22 protein-coding genes are annotated in these 23,844 nt (G+C 62.3%); 14 read left to right on the top strand and 8 right to left on the bottom strand.

Annotated elements, in window-relative coordinates:
- Positions 1-85 precede the first annotated feature (85 nt).
- The 8 genes from JFU58_RS08910 to JFU58_RS08875 all read left to right on the top strand — a co-directional run bounded on the left by JFU58_RS08910 (position 86) and on the right by JFU58_RS08875 (position 8,115).
- Positions 86-523, top strand: a complete 438-nt coding sequence (locus tag JFU58_RS08910) for a DUF3995 domain-containing protein (RefSeq protein WP_063029387.1) — start codon at positions 86-88, stop codon at positions 521-523.
- A 120-nt stretch (positions 524-643) separates the two neighbouring features.
- Positions 644-2,074: an amidase gene (locus JFU58_RS08905; RefSeq protein ID WP_063029389.1), complete on the top strand. Its 1,431-nt coding sequence runs from the start codon at positions 644-646 to the stop codon at positions 2,072-2,074.
- Between the two features lie 213 nt (positions 2,075-2,287).
- Complete coding sequence (locus JFU58_RS08900; RefSeq protein WP_063029391.1) at positions 2,288-3,046, top strand: DeoR/GlpR family DNA-binding transcription regulator; 759 nt, start codon at positions 2,288-2,290, stop codon at positions 3,044-3,046.
- Positions 3,024-4,304, top strand: a complete 1,281-nt coding sequence (locus JFU58_RS08895) for a M20 family metallo-hydrolase (protein WP_201140294.1) — start codon at positions 3,024-3,026, stop codon at positions 4,302-4,304. The genes JFU58_RS08900 and JFU58_RS08895 overlap by 23 nt, the downstream gene beginning before the upstream one ends.
- Before the next feature lie 8 nt (positions 4,305-4,312).
- The gene (locus JFU58_RS08890; protein ID WP_093209129.1) at positions 4,313-5,269 is read left to right on the top strand and encodes an aminoglycoside phosphotransferase family protein; all 957 of its coding nucleotides are present in this window, start codon (positions 4,313-4,315) and stop codon (positions 5,267-5,269) included.
- Entirely contained in the window at positions 5,266-6,201 is a 936-nt protein-coding gene (locus JFU58_RS08885; RefSeq protein WP_177026401.1) for a choline kinase family protein, read from the top strand. The genes JFU58_RS08890 and JFU58_RS08885 overlap by 4 nt, the downstream gene beginning before the upstream one ends.
- A gap of 130 nt (positions 6,202-6,331) precedes the next feature.
- Positions 6,332-6,586, top strand: coding sequence for a hypothetical protein (locus JFU58_RS08880; protein WP_177026402.1), 255 nt, complete (start codon positions 6,332-6,334; stop codon positions 6,584-6,586).
- Positions 6,583-8,115 carry a sodium:solute symporter family protein gene (locus JFU58_RS08875; RefSeq protein ID WP_177026403.1) on the top strand — a complete coding sequence of 511 codons (1,533 nt, stop codon included), beginning with the start codon at positions 6,583-6,585 and terminating at the stop codon, positions 8,113-8,115. Before JFU58_RS08880 ends, JFU58_RS08875 begins: the two co-directional genes overlap by 4 nt.
- A 134-nt stretch (positions 8,116-8,249) precedes the next feature.
- Here the strand turns inward: JFU58_RS08875 and JFU58_RS08870 are convergent, their stop codons facing one another.
- A complete protein-coding gene (locus tag JFU58_RS08870) occupies positions 8,250-10,076 on the bottom strand; it encodes a sigma-54-dependent Fis family transcriptional regulator (protein WP_201140292.1) in 1,827 nt (608 codons plus the stop codon).
- Positions 10,077-10,313: 237 nt separating this feature from the next.
- Here JFU58_RS08870 and JFU58_RS08865 point away from each other — a divergent pair, with 237 nt between their 5' ends.
- The 6 genes from JFU58_RS08865 to JFU58_RS08840 are packed head-to-tail and all read left to right on the top strand — an operon-like array spanning position 10,314 to position 16,240.
- Positions 10,314-11,408 carry an ABC transporter ATP-binding protein gene (locus JFU58_RS08865; protein ID WP_201140290.1) on the top strand — a complete coding sequence of 365 codons (1,095 nt, stop codon included), beginning with the start codon at positions 10,314-10,316 and terminating at the stop codon, positions 11,406-11,408.
- The gene (locus JFU58_RS08860) at positions 11,408-12,505 is read left to right on the top strand and encodes an ABC transporter ATP-binding protein (protein WP_201140289.1); all 1,098 of its coding nucleotides are present in this window, start codon (positions 11,408-11,410) and stop codon (positions 12,503-12,505) included. The genes JFU58_RS08865 and JFU58_RS08860 overlap by 1 nt, the downstream gene beginning before the upstream one ends.
- Positions 12,502-13,368: a carbohydrate ABC transporter permease gene (locus JFU58_RS08855; RefSeq protein ID WP_003218527.1), complete on the top strand. Its 867-nt coding sequence runs from the start codon at positions 12,502-12,504 to the stop codon at positions 13,366-13,368. Before JFU58_RS08860 ends, JFU58_RS08855 begins: the two co-directional genes overlap by 4 nt.
- Positions 13,369-13,378: 10 nt before the next feature.
- The gene (locus JFU58_RS08850) at positions 13,379-14,179 is read left to right on the top strand and encodes a carbohydrate ABC transporter permease (protein ID WP_003218530.1); all 801 of its coding nucleotides are present in this window, start codon (positions 13,379-13,381) and stop codon (positions 14,177-14,179) included.
- 10 nt (positions 14,180-14,189) lie between these two features.
- Positions 14,190-14,462: a DUF2160 domain-containing protein gene (locus JFU58_RS08845; protein ID WP_010173082.1), complete on the top strand. Its 273-nt coding sequence runs from the start codon at positions 14,190-14,192 to the stop codon at positions 14,460-14,462.
- Between the two features lie 35 nt (positions 14,463-14,497).
- Positions 14,498-16,240: an ABC transporter substrate-binding protein gene (locus JFU58_RS08840; RefSeq protein WP_201140288.1), complete on the top strand. Its 1,743-nt coding sequence runs from the start codon at positions 14,498-14,500 to the stop codon at positions 16,238-16,240.
- A 174-nt stretch (positions 16,241-16,414) separates the two neighbouring features.
- Here JFU58_RS08840 and JFU58_RS08835 read toward each other — a convergent pair whose 3' ends face one another.
- The 7 genes from JFU58_RS08835 to JFU58_RS08805 form a co-directional block, all read right to left on the bottom strand.
- On the bottom strand, positions 16,415-18,055 hold the full coding sequence (locus JFU58_RS08835) for a BatD family protein (RefSeq protein WP_201140287.1): 1,641 nt from the start codon (positions 18,053-18,055) through the stop codon (positions 16,415-16,417).
- Entirely contained in the window at positions 18,052-19,794 is a 1,743-nt protein-coding gene (locus JFU58_RS08830; RefSeq protein ID WP_201140286.1) for a tetratricopeptide repeat protein, read from the bottom strand. The genes JFU58_RS08835 and JFU58_RS08830 overlap by 4 nt, the downstream gene beginning before the upstream one ends.
- Positions 19,791-20,879 carry a vWA domain-containing protein gene (locus tag JFU58_RS08825; protein ID WP_063029404.1) on the bottom strand — a complete coding sequence of 363 codons (1,089 nt, stop codon included), beginning with the start codon at positions 20,877-20,879 and terminating at the stop codon, positions 19,791-19,793. The genes JFU58_RS08830 and JFU58_RS08825 overlap by 4 nt, the downstream gene beginning before the upstream one ends.
- On the bottom strand, positions 20,872-21,366 hold the full coding sequence (locus JFU58_RS08820) for a DUF4381 domain-containing protein (protein WP_003218539.1): 495 nt from the start codon (positions 21,364-21,366) through the stop codon (positions 20,872-20,874). The genes JFU58_RS08825 and JFU58_RS08820 overlap by 8 nt, the downstream gene beginning before the upstream one ends.
- On the bottom strand, positions 21,363-22,295 hold the full coding sequence (locus tag JFU58_RS08815; RefSeq protein WP_003218540.1) for a DUF58 domain-containing protein: 933 nt from the start codon (positions 22,293-22,295) through the stop codon (positions 21,363-21,365). The genes JFU58_RS08820 and JFU58_RS08815 overlap by 4 nt, the downstream gene beginning before the upstream one ends.
- Positions 22,296-22,300: 5 nt before the next feature.
- The gene (locus tag JFU58_RS08810; protein ID WP_003218556.1) at positions 22,301-23,260 is read right to left on the bottom strand and encodes an AAA family ATPase; all 960 of its coding nucleotides are present in this window, start codon (positions 23,258-23,260) and stop codon (positions 22,301-22,303) included.
- Positions 23,261-23,468: 208 nt separating this feature from the next.
- Positions 23,469-23,825 carry a hypothetical protein gene (locus JFU58_RS08805; protein WP_093209152.1) on the bottom strand — a complete coding sequence of 119 codons (357 nt, stop codon included), beginning with the start codon at positions 23,823-23,825 and terminating at the stop codon, positions 23,469-23,471.
- Positions 23,826-23,844: the final 19 nt, after the last annotated feature.

The following is a 23,844-nucleotide window of genomic DNA, read 5'->3' as shown; positions in this document are numbered from 1 at the left end:
ACTTTATCATCAGCCGCCGACGAATTGCCTGCAAAAAATCTCAAGAGGGCTATCCTCTTCCGGACTTTTCCAAGGATATCCAGCCATGAGCTTTTTTGTCGCGCGATGGATTGTCGGGGTTTTTGGCTTCATCAGCCTGGTGCATTTGTACTGGGCAGCCGGTGGCAAATTGGGCGTTACCGCAGCCATTCCGCAGCTGCCGGGTGAGTTCGCCAGCGGCCCACGGCCCGCGTTCAAGCCGTCGGCACTGGGGACGCTGTTGGTGGGCGTGGGGTTGGTGGCGATTGCGGTGTTGGTGTGTCTGCGGGCCGGGCTGTATTTCGAGCCGGTGCCCAACCATGCGTTGCAGTGGGGGATCAGTGCAGTGGCACTGGTGATGTTTGCCCGGGCGATTGGGGATTCGGAGCTGGTGGGGTTTTTCAAGAAGGTCGGCGGGTCGCGGTTTGCGCGGCTGGATACGTTTTTTTACTCGCCGCTGTGTCTGGTGTTGGGGGCGGGATTGTTGGTGGTGGCGTGGAGTTGACTGGCTAAAAAATAAAACCACAAAAACCACATAAGCAACAAATCCAACTTGACACTCGCCCACCGCGAGGCGTTTATTGACGTACCCATCGGACTTTTCGTAGACGTCCCAGGATACTCAATGAACACAGATGCCTCGTCGTCCTTTATGCCCAGCGTGCTAGACGCGGCCGACCGTATCCGCCAAGGCACACTCACCCCCGTGCAATTGGTCGAGCAAAGCCTAGAATCCATCAAAACCCACAATTCCACATTGAATGCCTTTGGCGACGTCTACACCGAATCCGCGCTGGAGCAGGCGAGAATCCTGACCGCCGAAGCACAGGCCAACCAGTTTCGCGGTCCGCTCCACGGCATCCCCTTCGGCATCAAAGACCTGTTCTCCACCGCCAACCTGCGCACCACCCGCGGTTCGCTCACCGGCCTGGACAACGTCCCCACACAAGACGCCCCGATCATCCGTCGCCTCAAAGACGCCGGCGCGATCATCCTCGGCAAGACCGCCACCACCGAATTCGGCTGGACCGGCGCCAGCACCTCCCGGGTCTTCGGCAATGGTCGCAACCCGTGGAACCCCCAACTCACCAGCGGCGGCTCCAGCTCCGGCTCGGCCATCGCCGTGGCGGCGCGCATGGTCCCGGCCACGCTGGGCTCCGATGGCGGCGGTTCGGTGCGTATCCCCGGTGCCTTCTGCGGTGCATTCGCCCTTAAAGGCTCCCTCGGGCGCATCCCCACCTGGCCCTGGTCCGCCACTGAGATGCTCAGCCACGCTGGCCCGATCACCCGCACCGTGCGCGACAGTGCGTTGCTCTTCGATATCCTCTCTGGGCCCGACCCATTGGATCACCAGGCTTTGCCCGCGCCGACCGAGTCCTACCTGGCGCGCTGCGACCAGCCGTTGGGCCCTTTGCGTGTGGCGTACTGCCCGACCTTGTTCGAGACGCCCGTGGACCCGGTCATTGCCGCCACCGTGGAAGCGGCGGTGCATTACCTCGCCGACGAGCTGCCGGCTACGGTCACCACCTTGACCCTGGACTGGCAAGACCCGCTGGCCACCTTCGAAACCCTGTGGGTTGGCGGGCGCGGGATCGCCTACGGCAAATCCCTGGCCGATCGCCTCGACCAACTGGACCCAGGCTTCGCCGCGCTGATCAAACGCTCCGCCGATTACGATTTGGCGGCCTACCTCAAGGCCGTGCAACAACGTGCACTGTTCGCCAATCAGGTACACGCGTTGTTTAACGACTACGACGTGCTGCTGATGCCGACGATGCCGATCCTGCCGTTCGCCGCCGACCGGGTTGCCCCTGAGGGCTGGCCAGGGGAGGAGGGCGCAGTGCCCTGGGCACGCTGGACGCCGTTTACCTACCCGTTCAATATCACCGGCAACCCCGCCGCCAGCCTGCCCTGTGGCTTTAGCCCATGCGGTTTGCCGATTGGCTTGCAGGTGATCGGCCGGCGTTTTGCCGATGCCCAGGTGCTGCAATTCTGCGCTGCCGTGGAAGCCATCGCCCCGTGGGATCAGCACCTTCCCCCGATGCTGAATCCCTGATTGATTGCACCCGGAGTGAGCTCAACAGAAGCCCGCCCGTGATAAACGCTTTGTGTTGTCCTGCCCTTTCACACCCTGATGAGTGAGAGGTACCCCGTGACCCTGTCCATGGCCGTATTACGCTCTATGCTCCCTGCTGGACCGGCTTGCGCCGCGTCTCGTCGTGGGTCGCGCAATACCGCCCGCCTGAACCTGCCCTGGAATACCTCTTTTATGCTCAACCAGCCACGTCTCGACGAAATCATGCTCCTGCTCACCCAACACCAGCGCGTCAAGGCGTCGGACCTTGCGCAGACGCTGTTCGTCTCCGAAGAAACCATCCGCCGCGACTTCAAGTACCTGGAAGAAGCCGGCAAGCTGCGGCGTATCCACGGTGGCGCGATCCTGCCGCGGCTCAACGAAGAACAGCCGCTGCAAGTGCGCAGCCGCATCAAGCCCCAGGCCAAGACGCGCATCGCGGTGTGCGCGGCGAAGCTGGTGAGCGAAGGCATGGTGCTGTTTCTCGACACCGGCACCTCGACCTTGGCCCTGGCCCAGCAACTGATTGGGTTCAGCCAGTTGCGCATCGTCACCAACTCCCTGGACATCGCCCGCCTGATCACCGAACAAAGCGCCAACCAGGTGCTGGTGGTGCCTGGCGATGTACGCCGCAACGACAACGCGCTGATTGGCGCCCACACCCTGGAATTCGTCCGACAGTTCCACTACGACATTGCCTTCATGGGCATCGGCGCTGTCGACCTGGAGCTGGGGTTCATGGACTACCAGGAACCCGAGGCGCTGCTGCGCCGAGAGCTGACCAAACACAGCCTGCGCAGCGTGATCCTGGCCGACGACGCCAAGTTCGGCCACCGCACCTTTATCAATACGCTGCCGTTCAGCGCCGTCACGACCCTGGTCACCAATCGTGCGCCGTCCGGCGATTTTGCGACCCGCCTGGAGCAAGCCCATGTCGACGTCCTTTACCCGTGAGTTGCTGTCGCCCAGTGAACAGGACCTTGCAACCTTCGAGGCGCTGTTCCGCGATACCTCAGCCATCGGCGCGACTCAGGCCGGTGGGCTGCATCGCCTGGCGGCCTCGGCCGAAGACGGCGCTGTGCGCGACTTGTTCGCGGCCTGGCTGGCCGAACGCGGCTTTGAAGTGCGCGTGGATGCAGTGGGTAACCTGTTCGGTTTGATTACCTTTAACCCAGACGCGCCCTACGTGCTGTGTGGCTCGCACCTGGACAGCCAGCCGAGCGCCGGGCGTTTTGATGGCGTCTACGGTGTGTTGGCTGGCGCGGTCGCGGTGGCCAGCGTTGCCCGGCAGTTGCGCGAGCGCGGCGAAGTGCCGGCGTGCAACCTGGCGGTGGTGAACTGGACCAACGAGGAGGGCGCGCGCTTCCAGCCTAGCCTGATCGGCAGTAGCGTGTTTACCGGCGACCTGTCGCTGCAAGACGCCTGGGCCTGCCGCGATGGCGACGGCATCAGCCTCAAGCATGCGCTGCAACAGATCGGTTATCTGGGGGAGGGCCGGGTGGAACTGAACGTTGCCGGTTACGTGGAGATCCACGTCGAACAAGGTGACGGCCTTGAGCGCGACGGCCTGGCCATCGGTGTGGTCCGCGACACCTGGGCGGCCCTCAAGCAACGGATTCGTTTTATCGGCGAACAGAACCACACTGGCCCTACGCCCATGACCGCGCGCAAGGATGCCTTGCTGGCCGCCGCCCACGCGATCACCGCTGTGCGGGCCGAAGCCGACCTGCACGGGGCACAACTGCACAGCTCGGTGGGGCGCCTGGAGATTTACCCCAATTCCCCCAACGTGGTGCCCTCCCGTGTAACGCTGCACGTCGAGTACCGCTCCCCGGACACGGAGTTGCTGGCCGCCGCCGGTGAGCGCCTGGACGCCAGTCTCAAGGCCACCGCCAGCGCCACGTCTACGGACTACAGCATCGAAAGTCGCGCACTGCGTGAACCGACCCACCTGCACCACGGCTTTTCCGAACTGGCCTACAGTGTTGGCCAGCAACTGGGCTTGCCCATCGGCAACAGCGTCACCGTCTCAGGCCACGACGCCATCAGCCTGAGCCGGCATTACCCGGTGTGCCTGCTGTTTATCCCAAGCAGCAATGGCGTGTCCCATAACGAAGCGGAGTTCACCACCGAGGAGGACATGCGCAACGGTTTGCACATGCTGACCGCGTTGTTGCACCGCGCCTGTTCCACCCCCAACGCCTACCGCTGAGGTCTGCCATGTCGAGTCGTTTGCAAGCAAAGTCACGGCTGCTGGGCGCCCTGGAGGCCGCCGGTTTGTCCGCCCATGTGGTGATCGAAGAGGGCGCCGCCGGGATTGCCTCGCCGGTGCGGCTGGCCACCGAGTGGACCGGCTATACCGTCACCGCGCCATGGGGGCGGTGTTACGCCAAAGTCTTGCATGACGACATGCGCGCGCTGATCGACATCGAACGCACCGCCCGCGCCACCCAACTGGCGGCGGATTGCGACGTGACGCCCGGCGTGCGCCTGGTGGATGCGGCGGCCGGCGTGTTACTGCTGGATGCCTTGCCCGCCAACGAATGGCGCTGGGCCCGCCTCGACGAATTGATGCAGCCCCAGCGTCTGCAAGCGCTCTGGGCCCTGAAGAAACAACTGCACGCCGGCACCTCGCCGGGCTTCACCCGCTCGCCGCTGCAAGATATCCAGCACCTGCGCGAGCTGTGCGTGCGCTACAGCGTGGCCCTGCCTATTGACCACGCCTGGATCAGCACCTGCATTGACCTGGCCTGGACCTCCTTGCAATTGAGCGCCAGCGACTCGGTACCGCTGCACGGCGACGGCGTGGCGAGCAACGTGATGATCGGCCCCGACGGCGCCTTGCAACTGATCGACTTCGACTACGCTGGCTGCGGCGATCCCTGGTACGACGTGGCCATCAGCCTCAACGAGCTGTATGTCTTTGAAAGCGATTGGCGCGAAGGCATCCATGCCTGGGCCGGCGAATGCCGTGAAGGCGATTATGCCCGCTGTCGCTTGTACGCCTTGATCAACGATTGGTACTGGACCCTGTGGGGCCTCTGGGTCGGCGCCACCTCAGCGCGGCCGTTGGAGTTCTCCAAGGTTGGGCAATGGACGCTGTTGCGTTGCCGCCAGAGTCTGCAAGACCCACGGTTTGAAGGTTGGCTACGTCAGGTACAGGAGGGGCAGGCATGAAAGCGTTAGGTGAGGCGTGTACGCCACAAGAGTGTCAGCTGGAAGCGGCGGTGCGCGGGGTTGCCAGTTGGGGCGGCAGCGGGATTCGTTATGAACCGGTCAGCGGTGGGATATCCAACACCAACTGGCGGGTGGAAGTGGCCGGGATCGACACCGCGTATTTCTTCAAGGTGCCGGGGGTGGGCACCGAGATGTTTATCGACCGTCGCACGGCCCACGACGCCAGCCTCAAGGCCGCGCAAACCGGCTATGGCGCGCCGGTGTTTGCTTTTCTTGAAGAGTTCGGCGTGGAAGTCTTCGAGTTCATGGAAGGCTGGCGCGCCTCGTCCAACCATGACTTTCTCGACCGCGACGTGCGTCATAACGCGCTGCACGCCCTCAAGGCCTTCAACGACCAGCCGCCGTTGGTGCAGACCAAAACCGTGTTCGACATGATCGCCGAGCACCAGCGCCAGGTGGAGCAACTCAACGGCTGCAAACCCGCCGACGACGCCTGGCTGCGCCGCCAATGCGACCGCGCCCGGGGCGTGCTGCAAGCCTCCGGCATGGATTTGGCGCCGTGCATGAACGACACCCTGGCGGGTAATTTCATGCTCAACGACCGTCGGCAGATTCGCCTGGTGGATTTTGAATACGCCTCCAACAACGACCGGCATTACGAACTGGCGCTGTGGTTCGGCGAAATGTTTTTCACCGATGAAATGGAGCTGGCCCTGATCGAAGACTACTTCGGCCAGGTTACCCCGCAGAACCTGGCACGCATCAAGTTGCACAAGGCCCTGGCGGATATCAAATGGTCGACCTGGGCGATGGTGCAGCACGCGGTGTCGCAGCTGGATTTCGACTTCTACAAATACGGCACCTGGAAGCATATGCGTGCCCGCAGCATCATTAATGACTCGCAATGGGAAACCTGGCTAAGACAGGCTTGAGCCTGCGCCGTACAACAATAATGCATTGAATGAAGTCACTTGGGCGCCGATTGGTGCCTGCGTTTTCACTGCTTGATTTTTGTTTGATCACACAAAAAAACGATCCACAAATTCAAGGAGCACCCGACTCATGAAATCCGATAACGCGCCACCCGGACGCCTGAAAAGCCAAATTTTCGGTGTGTACTTTTTCCTGTTGCTGATGCTCGCCTTATTCCCGCCGTTCTATTTGAGCGTGAGCGGCAGTACCGCGTTGGTACTGGGCGTTCCGTTGCCGATCTTCTACTGGATCGCCATTGCCGTCCTCGCAGGCCTTGGCCTGTGGGCGTTGTACGTCGCCGAGCTGAAGGCCGGCGAAATTCCCGAAGAGGGGGATGCGCAATGATCAGCACCACCAGCGATGCCCACCTCTTTATCACCTTCGGCGTTATCGGCCTGTTTCTGGCCGGGATGATCGCCGTGCTGTACGCCACCAACCGCGAGAGCACGAGTTTTTCCGACTACGCCGTAGGCGGGCGCTCCTATGGGCCGTGGTACATCGCCATGTGTTACACCAACTCCTGGTGGCCGGGCTCGACCTTTACCGCGTTTTTCGCCCTGACCATCGGCGGCGCCCTGGGCTTCTACGGCATGGTCTACGCCACCCTTGGCGTGACGGCGATGTACCTGATGGCCCGCCGCGCCTGGACATGGGGCCAGCGTTTCAACCTGCGCACCCAGCCGGACTTGCTCGGCATGCGCTTCAACAGCCCGGTAGTCAAGCGCGTCGCCTCGATCATCGGCATCATCTCGGTGTTCCCGTGGGTGGTGATGGGCATCCAGGCCTTGGCGATGCTGTTCCAGTTCGCCAGCTTCGGCCGCTGGGGCGTCACCACCTGCCTGATCGCCGGCGTAGTGGTGGTGCTGGTGCGCCAGTACTGGACCGTGAGCATGGGCATGCGCGGGCTGATCATGACCGATATGTTCCAGGGCCTTATCGCCTATGTCGTGTGTGCGGCGCTGTGTGTGTTCCTGCTGTTCGGCGATCAGGCGTCGTTCTCCAACCTGTCGCACCTGCCGGCCAAGATGTTGCTGATTCCCGGCGCCAGCGGCACCGGTTATGGCCCGCTGTATATGTTCAGCTTGATCTTCACCGGGGTGATCGGCTCGATGTGCTGGCCCATGAGCTTCCAGCGCATCTACACCGCCAGCGGCGTGAAGGCGGTGAAGAAAGGCACGCTGTACACGATCCTGCTGGTGGGTGGTTTCTACGGGATTCTGATGCTGTTTGCCGCGGCCATCAGCCAGGACCCGAACGTCATCGCGCACCCGCAACAAGGCTGGTTCCTGTCACTGTTCGACATCGGCGGGCCGTGGATGCTGGCGCTGGCCATCGTCATCGTACTGGCGGCGAGCATCGGCCACGTCGACGGCTGCGTGCAGGTATGCGGCACTCAGTTCGCCAACGACCTGGCCACCTGGAACACTCCGCGTACCGACCGGCAACTGACGCTGCTGGCCAAGTCCGGGATGGTGGTGTTTATCGTCGCCGCCTCGGTGCTGGCGTACCTGACCTTTGATTACGCGCGGCTGCAATTGCTGGCGCAGATTTCCTACCAGGGGATTATCCAATTGGCGGTGCCGCTGTTCTTCGGGATCTTCAGCCGCCGCGGCAACAAGGAAGGCGCGATTGCCGGGATGCTGGCGGGGATTGTGGTGGCGATTGTGCTGACGACGATGTACCCGGACGACATTCCCGGGCTGGGGTCGTTGACCAGCGGAATCGTCGGGTTGGTGGTCAATGCGGGGATTTTTGTGGCGTGTGCACTGGCGATCAAGCCGAGCGCGGAGGAGAGTGCGCGGGTGGAGCAGTTGTTTGAGATGGCGGCGCCGGGTCGTAAAGTGCCGATGGGGGCGACGCCGGTCCTGAATTGAGCCCACCTCTCAAACCCAATGTAGTTCCAATGTGGGAGCGGGCTTGCTCGCGAATGCAGACTGTCAGTTAAAGCATCAGCGACTGATACAGCGCATTCGCGAGCAAGCCCGCTCCCACATTTTTGATTGTGTTTCTACACAGAATTCCCGTTTTGTCGCAGGCGTTTGTAGAGGGTATTGCGGCTGACGCCAAGCTCTCTGGCCAGGTGAGAGATATTCCCGCCCACCGCCTTCAGTCGCTCATTCAGGTCCAGACTGTCATCCACTGCATCACACACCGGCACCACCCCATTCAAATCCACAAAAAAATCATCCGGCAAATGTTCCACCCGAATCGGCAGCTCTTCCGCCATGGCCAGCGCCACCTGCAACACGCTGCTCACCTGGCGCAGGTTCCCCGGCCACGGATGCTGTTCAAACAAGGCCAGTACCTCGTTACTCAACCCGGCCCACTGCGTCGGCTCGCGATGCTGTTGCCACAGCTGCTTGAACAACGCCTGTTTATCCGTGCGCTCCCGTAGCGGCGGCAGCTCCAGGGTCAGGCCACCGATTCGGTAATACAGGTCTTCGCGAAAACGCCCGAGCTGTACCTGTTCGCGCAGCGAGCGGTTGGTGGCGGAGATGATCCGCAAATCCACCGGGTACAACTCGCTGCTGCCTACAGGCTGAACACAGCGTTCCTGCAATACCCGCAACAGCCGGGCCTGGGTCGGCAGGGGCATGTCGCCGATCTCGTCGAGGAACAGCGTGCCTTTATCTGCCTTGCGGATCAGCCCGATACTGCCTTTCTGGTTGGCGCCGGTGAACGCGCCTTTTTCGTAGCCGAACAGTTCCGACTCCACCAGTTCGGCGGGGATCGCTGCGCAGTTGACGGCGATAAATGCTTGTTGGCTGCGGGAACTGGCCTGGTGCAGGGCTTTGACGAACACTTCCTTTCCGACGCCGGTTTCGCCATGGATCAGCAACGGAATGTCCTTTTCCAGCAGGCGCTCGGCCTGACGCACGGCCTTTTCCACGCGGGCATCGCCGAAGTGCAGGGTCTTGAGACTGATGGCCGTGGGGCCGGATTCGCGGGGCTTTTTCGTTTCCACAAACACGCGAGCCTGCACTGGCGCCTGTTTCGGCCGTTTCAGCAGGCATTGGAAACGGTTGCGCCCGGCGGCTTGCAGCGAGAAGGGCAGGCCTTCGGGCTGGTTGAGCAGTTCCAGCAGCGACACCTTGAACAGGCTGTCGATCAACACCCGCGACAGGCTGATGCCCAGCAGGTTGTCAGCCCGGCGATTGGCCGACAGTACCTGGCCGCTTTCATCAAAAATCAGCAGCCCGGCCCATTGGCTGTCGAGATTGTTCAACCCGGTATTGAACGTCAGCTGGAAATGCTCACCGCGAAACAGGTTGAGGATCAGCCGGTTCTCGACGGTCTGGCTCATCATCTTGACCATGCCCAGGGTGTGGGAGGGCGGCAGGTAGCTGTCGCTGGACACATCCAGCACCGCGATGATTTCCCGCTGCGCATCGAAGATCGGCGCTGCCGAGCCGGTCATGAAACGGTTGGCCTTGAGGAAGTGTTCGTCGTGTTCGATATGCACTGCCTGGGCACAGGCCAGGGCGGTGCCGATGGCGTTGGTGCCGCTGGAGCGCTCCATCCAGCTGGCGCCGGCGCTGAAGCCACGGGCCAGCTTGGGTTCGATAAAACGCTGGGTGCCCCACGAAGTCAGCACCTGGCCCTGGTTGTCGGCAAGCATGATCAGGCAGTTGGAATTGCTGAGGATGTTTTCGTAGTAGGGCAGCACTTCCTGGTGGGTGGTCTGCACGAGGGAATGCTGGCTTTCGAGCAATTGGCTGACGCCGTCTGCGGGCAGTTGGTCGAAGCTCGGCGTGCTCTGGTGATCCAGGCCATAGGCCCGGCAGCGGCGCCAGGAGTCCTGGATGATGGCATCGTGCGCCAGCGGTGTGCTCATGGCGGTGACCCTTGCTTTATTGTTGTTCTGGGGTGCGGAAGGCCCGTTCAGTGTTGTTCAGAACTGTTCATTGTCAACCCGGCGGTTGTTCAGTTGTTCAGGTTGACCTGTTCATTTCTGTTCAGGGGCCCATCGCCTTTTTGTCTAACCCGTTGACCGGCCTGGGTTTTGGGTTGTTGGCACGGAACTCGCTCTGTGCTCTTGCCAGAACCATTCCAACAATAAAAAGGTCGTGTCATGTCATTGACCCTGGAGCACGTCACTCGCGTTGTCGAAGGCCAAACCTGGATCGACGACGCCAACCTGTGTTTCGAAGCCGGTTCCTTCAATGTATTGCTGGGCCGTACCCTGTCCGGCAAGACCAGCCTGATGCGCCTGATGGCCGGCCTGGACAAGCCCGACAGCGGGCGCATCCTGATGAATGGTGTGGACGTCACCCAGAAGCCGGTGCGCCTGCGCAATGTGTCGATGGTCTATCAGCAGTTCATCAACTACCCGACCATGACTGTGTTCGAGAACATCGCCTCGCCGCTGCGCCAGGCCGGAGTATCTGCCGAGCAGATCCAGAGCAAAGTCCTTGAAACCGCAAAAATGCTGCGCATCGAGAAATTCCTCCAGCGTCACCCCCTGGAACTCTCCGGCGGCCAGCAGCAACGCACCGCCATGGCCCGGGCGCTGGTCAAGGACGCCGAGCTGATTCTGTTCGATGAACCCCTGGTGAACCTGGACTACAAACTGCGCGAAGAGCTGCGCCAGGAAATGCGTGAGCTGTTCAAGGCGCGGCACACCATCGCGATCTACGCCACCACCGAACCCAACGAAGCCTTGGCCCTGGGCGGCACCACCACGATTCTGCATGAGGGCCGGGTGATCCAGAGCGGCAAGGCGGCCGAGGTCTATCACCAGCCGCAAACCGTGCTGGCGGCCGAGCTGTTTTCCGAGCCGCCGATCAACCTGATGCCCGGGCGTATCAGCGGCAATGAAGTGAGCTTCGCCAACTTCGTGCACTTCCCGCTGAACGTCGACTTGCGACCCATCGGTGAAGGCGAGTTTCGCTTTGGCGTGCGTCCCAGCCATATCAGCCTGGTGCCGAGCAACGACGATGACCTGGAGCTGGCAGTGACCGTGGAAGTCGCCGAGATCAGCGGCTCGGAAACCTTCCTGCACGTGCGCAGCGAACACTTCCTGCTGGTGCTGCACTTGCCCGGGGTGCACGAGTACGACGTCGACGCGCCGATCCGCATCTATATCCCTACCCACAAATTGTTTGTGTTCGATGGCCAGGGACGTTTGGTTCAGGCCCCGGGCCGACGTGTCGCGAGGGTTGCCTGATGGCCGAGATCCATTTGCAGAACCTGGCCCACAGCTACAGCTCCAAGCCAAACGGCCCCGAGGACTACGCGATTCGCGAGATGAACCACGTCTGGGAGCAGGGTGGCGCCTATGCCTTGCTCGGGCCGTCGGGTTGCGGCAAGTCGACCTTGCTCAACATCATCTCCGGCCTGCTCAGCCCGTCCGAAGGCCAGGTACTGTTCGACGCCAAGGTGGTCAACGAGCTGACCCCGGAAAAGCGCAACATCGCCCAGGTGTTCCAGTTCCCGGTGGTGTACGACACCATGACCGTGTTCGATAACCTGGCCTTTCCCTTGCGAAACCAGGGCATGGCCGAGGCGAAGATTCACAGCAAGGTGCAGGACATTGCCGAGGTGCTCGACCTGCAGAACCTGCTGGGTAAAAAAGCCCGCAATCTCACCGCCGATGAAAAACAGAAAGTCTCCATGGGCCGCGGGCTGGTGCGGGATGACGTTTCGGCGATCCTGTTCGACGAACCGCTGACGGTGATCGACCCGCACCTGAAGTGGAAGCTGCGGCGCAAGCTCAAGCAGATCCACGAGCAGTTCAATATCACCATGGTCTACGTGACCCACGACCAACTGGAAGCCTCGACCTTCGCCGACAAGATCGCGGTGATGTACGGCGGGCAGATCGTGCAGTTCGGCACGCCCCGGGAGTTGTTCGAGCGGCCCAGTCACACCTTTGTTGGCTATTTCATCGGCAGCCCTGGGATGAATCTGATTGAGGTGCAGGCAGAGGCGGGCGGTGTGCGCTTTGCCGGGACACACCTAGCGTTGTCCGAGGCGTTACAGCAGCGCATTGGCGAAACCCCCTACAAGAAGCTGCAGGTCGGCATCCGCCCGGAATTTATCCATGTGTGGGATGAGCACAATCCCGACGCGCTACAGGCGCAAGTCACCCATGTCGAAGACCTCGGCACCTACAAGATCATGACCCTCAACCTCGACGGCGCCCCGTTGAAAGTGCGCCTGGCCGAAGACAAACCAGTGCCCGAAGGCCAGGCGTCCATCAGCTTTCCGGGGCAGTGGCTGATGGTGTATGCCGACGACTACTTGCTGGAGGTGCAGCCATGAACAAGGTGCAAAACAACAAGGCCTGGTGGCTGGTATTGCCGGTGTTCCTGCTGGTGGCCTTCAGCGCGGTGATCCCGATGATGACCGTGGTCAACTACTCGGTGCAGGACATCTTCGACCAATCCAGTCGCTACTTCGTCGGCGCTGACTGGTACAAACAGGTGCTGCTGGACCCACGCCTGCATGACTCGCTGCTGCGTCAGTTCATCTACTCCGCCTGTGTGCTGTTGATCGAGATTCCGCTGGGCATCGCCATCGCCCTGACCATGCCCACCAAGGGCCGCTGGTCGTCGCTGGTATTGATCGTGATGGCGATTCCACTGCTGATCCCATGGAACGTGGTCGGTACCATCTGGCAGATCTTTGGGCGTGCCGACATTGGCCTGATGGGTTCCACGCTCAACGCGATGGGCATCAGCTACAACTACGCCGCCAACACCATGGACGCCTGGGTCACGGTGCTGGTGATGGACGTGTGGCACTGGACGTCCCTGGTGGCGCTGCTGTGTTTCTCGGGGCTGCGGGCGATCCCGGATGTGTACTACCAGGCGGCGCGGATTGATCGGGCGTCAAGTTGGGCGGTATTCCGACATATCCAGCTGCCAAAGCTGAAAAGCGTGCTGCTGATCGCGGTGATGCTGCGCTTCATGGACAGTTTCATGATCTACACCGAGCCGTTTGTGCTGACGGGCGGCGGGCCGGGGAATGCCACCACCTTCCTCAGTCAGACGCTTACCCAGATGGCCGTAGGCCAATTCGACCTGGGCCCGGCGGCGGCGTTCTCCCTGGTGTACTTCCTGATCATCCTGTTGGTGTCCTGGTTGTTCTACACCGCCATGACCCACTCCGACGCCAACCGCTGAGGCCGCCAACATGAGCAAGCGCAAGCTGATCCCGCTGCTGGTCTACATCCTGTTCCTGCTGGTGCCGATCTACTGGCTGCTGAACATGTCCTTCAAGAGCAACACCGAAATCCTCGGCGGCCTGACCCTGTTTCCCCAGGACTTCACCTTTGCCAACTACAAGGTGATTTTCACTGACCCGAGCTGGTACACCGGCTACCTCAACTCGCTGTACTACGTCAGCCTCAACACGGTGATTTCCCTGAGTGTGGCGCTGCCGGCGGCCTACGCGTTTTCGCGCTACCGCTTTCTCGGCGACAAGCACCTGTTCTTCTGGCTGCTGACCAACCGCATGGCGCCACCAGCGGTGTTTTTGCTGCCGTTCTTCCAGCTGTATTCCTCCATTGGCTTGTTCGATACGCACATCGCGGTGGCCCTGGCCCATTGCCTGTTCAACGTGCCGCTGGCGGTGTGGATTCTCGAAGGCTTCATGTCCGGTGTACCCAAGGAGATCGACGAAACGGCCTACATCGATGGGTACAGCTTCCCAAAGTTTTTCGTGAAGATCTTCATCCCGCTGATTGGCTCGGGGATCGGCGTCACCGCATTTTTCTGCTTCATGTTTTCCTGGGTCGAACTCTTGCTGGCGCGCACGCTGACCTCGGTGAACGCCAAGCCGATTGCGGCGGTGATGACCCGGACGGTGTCGGCCTCTGGCATCGACTGGGGTGTACTGGCAGCGGCGGGGGTGTTGACCATCCTGCCGGGCATGCTGGTGATCTGGTTTGTTCGCAACCACGTGGCCAAGGGCTTTGCCCTGGGCCGGGTCTGAGGAGTCGATGATGGAATGGATGGCCTGGACCACCCCGACTGCACTTTTCTTTGCCGCGATCGGCCTGCTGCTGGTGGGCATGACGACCTGGGAATTGCGTTCGCCGAGTATCCCCCGGCGCGGTTTGTTACCGATCAGCACCACCCGTGGTGATCGCTTGTTTATCGGTCTTCTCGGCAGCGCCTACCTTCATTTGTTGGTGATCGGCGTAACCGGCTGGAGTATCTGGGTGGCGTCCGCGCTGTCTCTGGTGTGGCTGTTGTCTGTGATGCGTTGGGGCTAGCTGCCCCTTTTGAACCCCAAAACCAGGAGGTCTCTATGTTCGATAAAAACAATAAGCTGCGACATAGCATTTCATTGGCGGCCGTGCTGGCGCTCAGCGGGCTCAGTGCTGCGGCCTGGGCGGATGCTTATGAAGACGCTGCGAAAAAATGGATCGGCAGTGAGTTCAAACCGTCGACCCTCACCGAAGCCCAGCAACTCGAAGAGCTGAAGTGGTTTATCAAGGCCGCGGAGCCGTTTCGTGGGATGAAGATCAACGTGGTGTCGGAAACCCTCACCACCCACGAATACGAGTCCAAGGTGCTGGCCAAGGCCTTCAGCGAAATTACCGGGATCAAGCTGACCCACGACCTGCTGCAGGAAGGCGACGTGGTGGAGAAGCTGCAAACCCAGATGCAGTCCGACAAGAATATCTATGACGGTTGGGTCAACGATTCCGACTTGATCGGTACGCACTTTCGCTACGGCAAGACAGAATCCATCACCGACCTGATGGCCAACGAAGGCAAGAACTTCACTTCGCCGACCCTGGACATCAAGGACTTCATCGGTCTCTCGTTCACCACCGCGCCGGACGGCAAGATCTACCAATTGCCCGACCAGCAGTTCGCCAACCTGTACTGGTTCCGCGCCGACTGGTTTGAGCGGGCGGACCTGAAAGCCAAGTTCAAGGAAAAATACGGCTATGAACTGGGCGTGCCGGTGAACTGGTCAGCCTATGAAGACATCGCCAAATTCTTCAGCGAAGACGTCAAGGAAATCGACGGCAAACGCGTCTACGGGCACATGGACTACGGCAAGAAAGACCCGTCCCTGGGCTGGCGTTTCACCGATGCCTGGTTCTCCATGGCCGGTGGCGGCGACAAAGGCCTGCCCAACGGTTTGCCGGTGGACGAATGGGGCATTCGCGTGGAGGACTGCCACCCGGCGGGCTCCAGTGTGACCCGTGGCGGCGACACCAACGGCCCGGCGGCGGTCTTTGCCACGCAGAAATACGTGGACTGGATGAAGGCCTACGCGCCACCGGAAGCGGCGGGCATGACCTTCTCCGAGTCCGGCCCCGTGCCGTCCCAGGGCAACATCGCCCAGCAGATCTTCTGGTACACCGCGTTTACCGCCGACATGACCAAGCCGGGCCTGCCGGTGGTGAACGCCGATGGCACGCCGAAGTGGCGCATGGCGCCATCACCCGTCGGGCCTTATTGGGAAAAGGGCATGAAGAAGGGGTATCAGGACGTAGGTTCCTGGACCTTCCTCAAGTCGACGCCCGAGAAGCAGAAACTGGCGGCTTGGCTGTACGCGCAGTTCGTGACCTCGAAAACCGTGTCGCTGAAGAAAACCATCGTGGGCCTGACACCGATTCGTGAGTCCGACATCAACTCCCAGGCCATGACCGACCTGGCGCCGAAACTCGGCGGGTTGGTGGAGTTCTACCGCAGCCCGGCACGGGTGGAGTGGACCCCGACCGGCACCAACGTGCCGGACTATCCACGGTTGGCGCAATTGTGGTGGAGCCATATTTCGGAGGCGGCCAGCGGAGAGAAGACCCCGCAACAGGCGCTGGATGGCTTGGCCAAGGATCAGGACGCGATCATGACGCGCCTGGAACGCTCCAAGGTGCAGCCGATTTGCGGGCCGAAAATGAACGAGGAAAGGGACGCACAGTATTGGTTTGACCAGCCGGGTGCGCCGAAGCCGAAGCTGGCGAATGAGAAGCCGCAGGGTGAGACGGTCAGTTATAACGAGTTGCTGAAGTCGTGGGAGGCGGCGCGCAAGTAACCCAGACGCAGCAGATCAAAAGGTGGGAACCCGGTTTGTGTGGGAGCCGGGCTTGCCCGGGATGCAGGCACCTCGGTCTGTCAGTCAGACCGCGGTGATGCCATCGCAGGCAAGCCAGCTCCCACATAAGCCCGGTTCCAACTTTGGTCTTAGGGTGTTTGTAAAAGGGGGGGGCTACTTGGGATACAGCGGCGGCAAGCTGGTGCTATCCCCTGCAGGGTCCTGCTCGCGCTCCGCCATCGGAATCGCCTTCACCGCCCGCCACAACTCTTCACCCTGCCAATACTGCCCACTCTCGCTGTACAACGCGCCGTTCAACCCGTCCAACGCATCTGACAGCGGCACAAACCGCGCGGCCATGTCCGCCAGGGTTTCCGGCTGCTGTCGCGCCCAGGCATCCAGTGCCTGACGCGTGGCCTGCGGGTCATTGGCCTGGCTCGCCCGCTTGAGGTCGTCCAGCAAGGTGCGCGGGCTCGGGCCGGTTTGCGCGGCCCGCAGGATTGCCGGCTGCCAGCGCGCACGCCACCACAAACCGAAGCCCAGCAGGGTGGTGCAGGCCAGGATCAGGCTGGTCAGTTGCCAGATCCACAGGCTGTCATTGTCCGGCGCGGTGATCACCGTTGGGCTGGCCGGCGTGTCGACGATCAGGCTCGGATTGGTCGACACTTGCAGGGTGCGGGCCGGCAGGCTGGTGCGTTCCAGGTGGTCTTCGTGGGTGTTCCACCACACCACTTCCACCGCTGGTAATTCCAGTGCGCCGACACGGTTGGGCACCAGGGCTTCGCGGTCTTCGCGACTGCCGATCAGGCCACGGTCGTTGTTCTGGTTGCTCAGCACCGGCTGGTCCGGATAGCGGCGCAGGCCCGGGATGTCGCTCAGCGCCAGCGGCGGCAGTTGCGCGCCGGCCAAGCCTTCGGCTTTCAAGGTCAGGCTGCGGGTCAGGGAGTCGCCGACCTGTACGTGATCGGGCTCGGGGTTCCAGCTTTCCGTCAGCGTCAGGCTGCGTGCCGGCAGCCAGGGAGCGTCGGCCGGGTACATTGCCGGTTTGGCCTTGACCGTCAGCGACAGCTCCGGCGAGCTGACGTGGATCAGTTTGCCGGGTTTGGAGCCTTGGGGGTTGTTGTCCTGGGCGGGCCGCGGCTCCACCAGGGTGGCGCTGAATGTCTGCGCCGGAATAGTCAACGTGCGGCTGTGCTGCGGGTAGATCGCATAGCGGGTTTCGATCACGCCATGGCGTATGCCGTTGATGACTTTCTCGTAGGTGCGTGATTCGCCCAATTGTTCGATGCGTGTATCGTCCACCTGCAACGGCGTGAGGCTGCTGTCGTCGTACAGCGACACCGAGTGGTAGACGCGCACGGTCAGCAGCGCCTGGGCCTGGACGTAGACACTGTCCTGGTCGAGGTTGGTTTCGATGAACACCGGGGCCAGTTGGGCCTCGGTGTTCTGGCTGACGGTCTCCACCACTTGCAGGGTGATCGGCTGGGTCTTGAGTTCGCCGATCTGCAAGGGCGGAATCACCACGGTGCCGTTCTCTTTGGGCAGCAGGGTGATGATCCAGCGGGTGGTGGCGTGGTTGTCGCCGCCCAGGGTGGTGAGCTGGTTGATCTGGCGTGTGCCGCTCACTTCAAACAGCGGGTCCAGGGGCGCCAGGTCCGGTTTGCCGAACAGTGTGACGTCGTTGGACTCCACCGTCAGTTCCACCGTCTCCCCGGAATTGATGCGGCTGCGGTCGACACTGGCCACCAGGCCGGCTGCCTGGGCCTGGCTGGCCCACAACGCGAGGGTGAGAAGAAGGGCGGTGCAGCGGTTCATCGAGTCTTGTCCTGATGTTGTTGCTGTTCGTACCAGAATTTGCGTCGCAGCAGCTCGCCGGGGTTGTCCGGGATCTGCCGCAGCCATTGTTCCAGGGCCTGGCGCTGTTCGCCTTCAAAGGTGCCGTTTGCGGGGCGCAGGGGCGGGGTGGTGGTTTGCTCATCACCCAACTCGCTGCCGGGTACCTCGTTGCTGCCGGCGTGAGGTGTCGCGCCGGTTTGTGTATCGGTTGCGCCGGGCTGGCCCTGGCCTTGGGACGTCTGCTCGCCACCGGTGGCGGTCTGGCTGCTGGCGCCCGGTTGCGCAGTCTGGCCGGGTTGCGTGGTTTCGTCATCCTCGTTTTTTGCCGGTTTGGCCGGCTCGGTTTTTTCCGGCTCCTGTTGCATCAGGCTTTCTACCAGGGCTTTGTTCTTCAGCGCCGGCTGCAAGTCGGGCTGGGCTTCGAGGGCTTGTTCGTAGGCATCGATCGCCGCTTCCAGCTCACCGCTTTTGGCCAGGGCATTGCCTCGATTGTAGTGGGAATAGGCGTCGCTGCCTTCGGCAAACCGTTTGGCGGCTTCGGCATAGTTGCCCGCTTCATACAGTGCGACGCCTTGCCATTGCGGGTCTTCGAAATGTTCGGCCGCTTCGGCCGGGCGTTTTTTCTTCAACAGCAGTTGGCCCTGCTGGTCGGGGCGCAACCAAAGGTCCTGGAAGTCGAAGGCATAGCTGGGCTGCGGCGCGCCCAACAGCAGCAGCGGCAAGAAGAACAGCCAGCCACGGCGCCCGGCGCAGGCGGCCAGCAGCAACAGCGGCAAGAGCAGCCAGTAACCCTGATCGGCCCAGGTGTCGAGGTGCAGCAGTTGGCCGTCATTGCGCAGGCTTTGCGGGCCGTCCAGCATCCCGAGGTGGCGCAGGTCCTTGTCGTCCAGGCGTGCCTGGCGGTAGAGGCCGCCCATTTCGCTGGCGAAGGCCTTGAGGGTCGGGCTGTCGAGACGCGGTACGAGAATTGCGCCTTGGGCGTCCTTGAGGAATTCGCCGCTTTCCTGGGTCACCGGGGTGCCTTCACGGCTGCCGATGCCGAGGATCGACAAGCTCGGCGCCTGGTTGCTTTGCAACTGCAGGCGAATGCCCTGGCGCTCCTGCTTGGACAGCGACGAGCCGATCAGCAGCAGTCGGCCCTGGCCGAGGCCGCCATGCTTGAGCAGACTCAGGGCTTTTTCCACCGCCAGGTCTGCGCGGTGGCCGGGCTCGGGCATGATCGAGGGGCGCAGGGCTTCCAGCAGGTTATGGCTGGTGGCCAGGTCGTCGGACAGCGGCACCAGCGTGTGCGCGCTGCCGGCGTAGACCACGATGGCGGTCTGCGCATCGCTGCGGGCCTGGAGCAAGTCGAACAGCTTGCGCCGCGCCTGTTCGAGGCGGCTGGGCGGGCTGTCGGTGGCGAGCATTTCCGGGGTCAGTTCCAGCAACACCACCAGTGGGTCGGAGGGTTTCTGACTGGGCTGCTCGACGCGCTGCCAGCTCGGGCCGAGCAACGCCAGCACGGCCAGCAGCCAGGCGATGCCGAGCACCACCCACGGTGATTTGCTTTCGCGGCCACTGCCACCGCTGAGCAAGGCGGCATGGAACGCCGGCGGCAGAATCATCTGCCAGCGCCCGGCGCGTTTCTGGCGGTGCCACAACTGCCACAGCAACCAGCCGAGCAGCGGCAACAGCAACAGCCACCAGGGGCGGAACCAGTGCGGCCACAAGGCGATCATCGACGCCTCCGCAAACGCAGGCGTTTCAGGCGCTCGCGCCATTCAGGATTGGGTTGCAGGAAACGGCCCTTGCTGGACAGTTTGTTGAACAGCCGTTGCAAGGCGTTATCCGGCCAGCGTTCCTGGATCACCAGCAGCATGCTGAGGATCAGCGCCAAGGCCAGCGGTGCGCTGTACAACGCCTGGGCGGGGCGCGCCTGAGTCGGTTGCTGGGCCACGGGCTCAAGCTGGTCGAGGGTTTCCTTGACCTTCAGCAGTTCGTTGCCGTCGCGGGCGCGGAAGTAGCGGCCGCCGGTGGCCTCGGCGATGGCCTTGAGGGCCGGTTCGTCCAGATCCAGGCTCGGATTGACGCCGAGGACGCCCAGGGACCCGGTTTCCTCGGGGTCTGCGCCGATGCCGATCGGATAGATTTTCACGCCTTCTTCAGCGGCCAGGCGGGCGGCGGTCAGCGGGTCGATTTCGCCGGCATTGTTGGCGCCGTCGGTGACCAGGATCAGCACCCGGCTTTGGGCCGGACGCTGGCGCAGGCGCTTGAGGGCCAGGCCGATGGCGTCGCCAATCGCGGTGTTTTTGCCGGCGATGCCGATTCGTGCTTCATCCAGCCAGGTGCGTACGGTGCGTCGGTCAAAGGTCAGCGGTGCTTGCAGATAAGCCTGGCTGCCGAACAGGATAAGTCCCACGCGGTCACCTTCGCGGCCTTCCAGGAAATCCCCCAGCAGGTGCTTGACCAGGCTCAGGCGACTGACGTCTTCGTCTTGCCACTGCATATCGGGGAAGTCCATCGAGCCAGAGACGTCCACGGCCACCAGCAAATCACGGCCGCTGGCAGCAATGGGCAGCGGCTCGCCCAGCCATTCCGGGCGTGCGGCGGCGGTCAACAGCAACAGCCACAGGAACACGAACGGTGCTTGCTGGCGCCATCCCGGCAGGTTGACCCGCGCGCGGCGGCGGGCCAGGCCTTCGAGGTCGCTGAGGAAGCTGACTTTCAGCGCCGGTTCGCCACTGTCGGCTACCGGCAGGATGAGGCGCAGCAACCACGGCAGTGGCAACAGGGCAAAGATCCACGGCCAGGCGAACTCAAACATGTTTGCGAATCCAGGTGTCGACCGCTTGGGTCAGGCCGGCGATCGCCTTGTCGTCGAGTTTGCATTCGGGCTTGTAGGCGCCTTCCACCAGCACCATCCAGCGGGTCAGTCCGGCAGCGGGGCAGCGGTTGTCGAGGAACGCCAGCCACTTGCGGCCGTTGAGGGTGTGGCTCTGGCTGTAGGGGTAGTCATTGCGGCACAGGCGTTTGAGCAGGCCGTTGAGTTGTTGCAGCCAGGCACCGGCCGGCGCGCCGTCGTACGGCTTGGGCATCAGGGCCAGTTCGGCGAGGGCGGCGATGCGCAGCGGGTCCAGGGGTTGCTCGGCACGGGCCAGCGGGCGCTTGGCCGGCAGGAAGCGGCGCAGCCACCACAGGCCCCAACCCGCCAGCGGGATGATCAGCAGCAACAGCCACCAGCCCGGCGCCGGCGGCCAGAAGCCGATCACCGGCGGGGCGATCAGGGGTTGCAGTTGGTCGAGGCTGCTCATTGCTTTTTAACCGGGCGTTGCGGGTTCAGGTATTCGCGCAGTTGCTCGACCATTTCACCCTGGGTACTCAAGGGCATCAACAGCACCCGCAGTTTTTGCGCGAGCAATTCCCAGCGTGCGCTGCGGGCTTCGGCCTGGGCTTTGTAGGCTTGGCGCAGGTCGAAATTCAGGGTGTCCAGTTCCAGCTGGGCGCCGCGCTCGGCGAAGCGCAGCAGCCCGGCGGCGGGCAGGGCGTGGTCCAGCGGGTCGGACACCGGCAACAGCAGCAGGTCGCAATGCCGCGACAACAGGCTCAGCTGTTGCTCGGCGCCTTCAGTCAGGGCGCGCTCGTCGCAGATCACAATCACCAGGCTGCCCGGGCGCAATACTTCCCGGGCACGGCGCAAGGCCATGCCGAGGGCGTCGGCTTCCGGGCGGCGCTCGGTATTGAGGCTCTGGTTGACCCGTACCAGACGGTTGAGCAGTTGCAGCAGGCTTTGCTTGCTGCGCCGGGGTTTGATTTCGTAGTGCTCGCTGTCGCCGAACACCAGTCCGCCGACCCGGTCGTTATGGCCCAGTGCCGCCCAGCCGATCAGGCTCGCCGCCTGGGCCGCCAGCACCGACTTGAACATCTGCCCCGAGCCGAAAAACAGCCGGCAGCTTTGCTCCACCATGATGAAGATCGGTCGTTCGCGCTCTTCATGGAACAGTTTGGTGTGGGGCTCCTGGGTGCGTGCGGTGACGCGCCAGTCGATGGTGCGTACATCGTCGCCGGCCTGATAGACCCGCACCTGATCGAAGTCGACCCCGCGCCCGCGCAGTTTCGAGTGGTGCAGGCCGATCAGCGGGCTGCGCTGGCTCGGCGTGGAAAACAGCTGCACTTCTCGGACGCGATGGCGCATCTCGATCAATTCGCTCAAGGTGACACGGGTTCCATCGCCAGCGTTCATGGGCGTCAAGCGACGGCAACGACGTCGAGAATGCGTTGCACCACGCGGTCCTGGTCGATGCCGGCGGCTTCAGCTTCGAACGACAGGATGATGCGGTGACGCAGCACGTCGAACAGCACCGCCTGGATGTCTTCCGGGCTGACGAAATCGCGACCGGCCAACCAGGCGTGGGCCCGGGCGCAGCGGTCCAGGGCAATCGAGCCGCGCGGGCTGGCGCCATAGGCAATCCACTCGGCCATTTCCGGGTCGAACTTGGCCGGGGTGCGGGTGGCCATCACCAGTTGCACCAGGTATTCCTCCACCGCGTCAGCCATGTACAGGCCAAGGATTTCCTTGCGCGCGGCGAAAATCGCCTGCTGGCTGACCCGGCGCTCGGGCTTGGTTTCGCCATTGAGGGCTTCGCCACGGGCTTGCTGCAGGATGCGGCGCTCGACAGCGGCGTCCGGGAAGCCGATTTTCACGTGCATCAGGAACCGGTCGAGCTGGGCTTCAGGCAGCGGGTAGGTGCCTTCCTGCTCGATCGGGTTTTGCGTGGCCATCACCAAAAACAGCGGTGACAGCTCGTAAGTGCTGCGCCCCACGCTGACCTGGCGCTCGGCCATGGCTTCCAGCAATGCCGATTGCACCTTGGCCGGTGCACGGTTGATTTCGTCCGCCAGCACCAGATTGTGGAAGATCGGGCCTTGCTGGAACACAAAACTGCCGGTTTCCGGGCGATAGATCTCGGTGCCGGTGATGTCGGCGGGCAGCAGGTCGGGGGTGAACTGAATGCGATGGAACTGTGCCTCGATCCCTTCGGCAAGCTCCTTGATGGCCTTGGTCTTGGCCAGGCCGGGAGCGCCTTCAACCAGCATATGGCCATCGGCGAGCAGGGCAATGAGCAAGCGCTCGATGAGTTTTTCCTGGCCGAGAATCTGCGTTGAAAGAAAGGTTCGCAGCGCAAGCAGCGCTTCACGATGTTCCATCGATGACGGTTCCTGGAGGGGTGAGACTGGGCATTGCGAAAAATGCCAGGCCTGGGGGCGTTACTTTAATGCATCGGAGGGGGTGGAGACTAACGGCGCGGGGGGTATTTTTTGGCAAATGTGGGAAATTTCCGAGGTTTTTTCCGATAGACGCCTGCCTTTGTGGCGAGGGAGCAAGCTCCCTCGCCACATTGTGCGGGTTTGGCAGCTAGGCCCGGATATAGGTCCCGGTGCCCTTGAGAATGTTCTGCAAGGTTTCTTCCACTTCGGCCAGGTCCGACTCTGCGGTGCCGTGGCTGATTTCCAGATGATCGCTGCCGCCCAACGCATCGGCATCCGCTGCGCCAATCTCCACGAGCAACGTCGTGGCACTCAGGGTGATCTTCAACCCGTCCAGGGTCGACGGCTCGTAATCCCAGGTGATCTCCACCTCGTCCTCATCCGGATAACGGGTCACCATGAACATCTCGCCCTTGTCGCCGTGGCAGCAGAGCATGGCCATGTTGTCTTCTTCGTCATCGCACGGGTTGACGATCAGGTGGGCGGTGGTGAGTTGCAATGGCATGGTTAATCCTGTCTGGGGG

The organism is Pseudomonas sp. TH34 (genome assembly GCF_016650865.1).
Classification (GTDB): Bacteria; Pseudomonadota; Gammaproteobacteria; order Pseudomonadales; family Pseudomonadaceae; genus Aquipseudomonas; species Aquipseudomonas yamanorum.
This window is presented reverse-complemented; position numbering and strand designations above follow the sequence as displayed.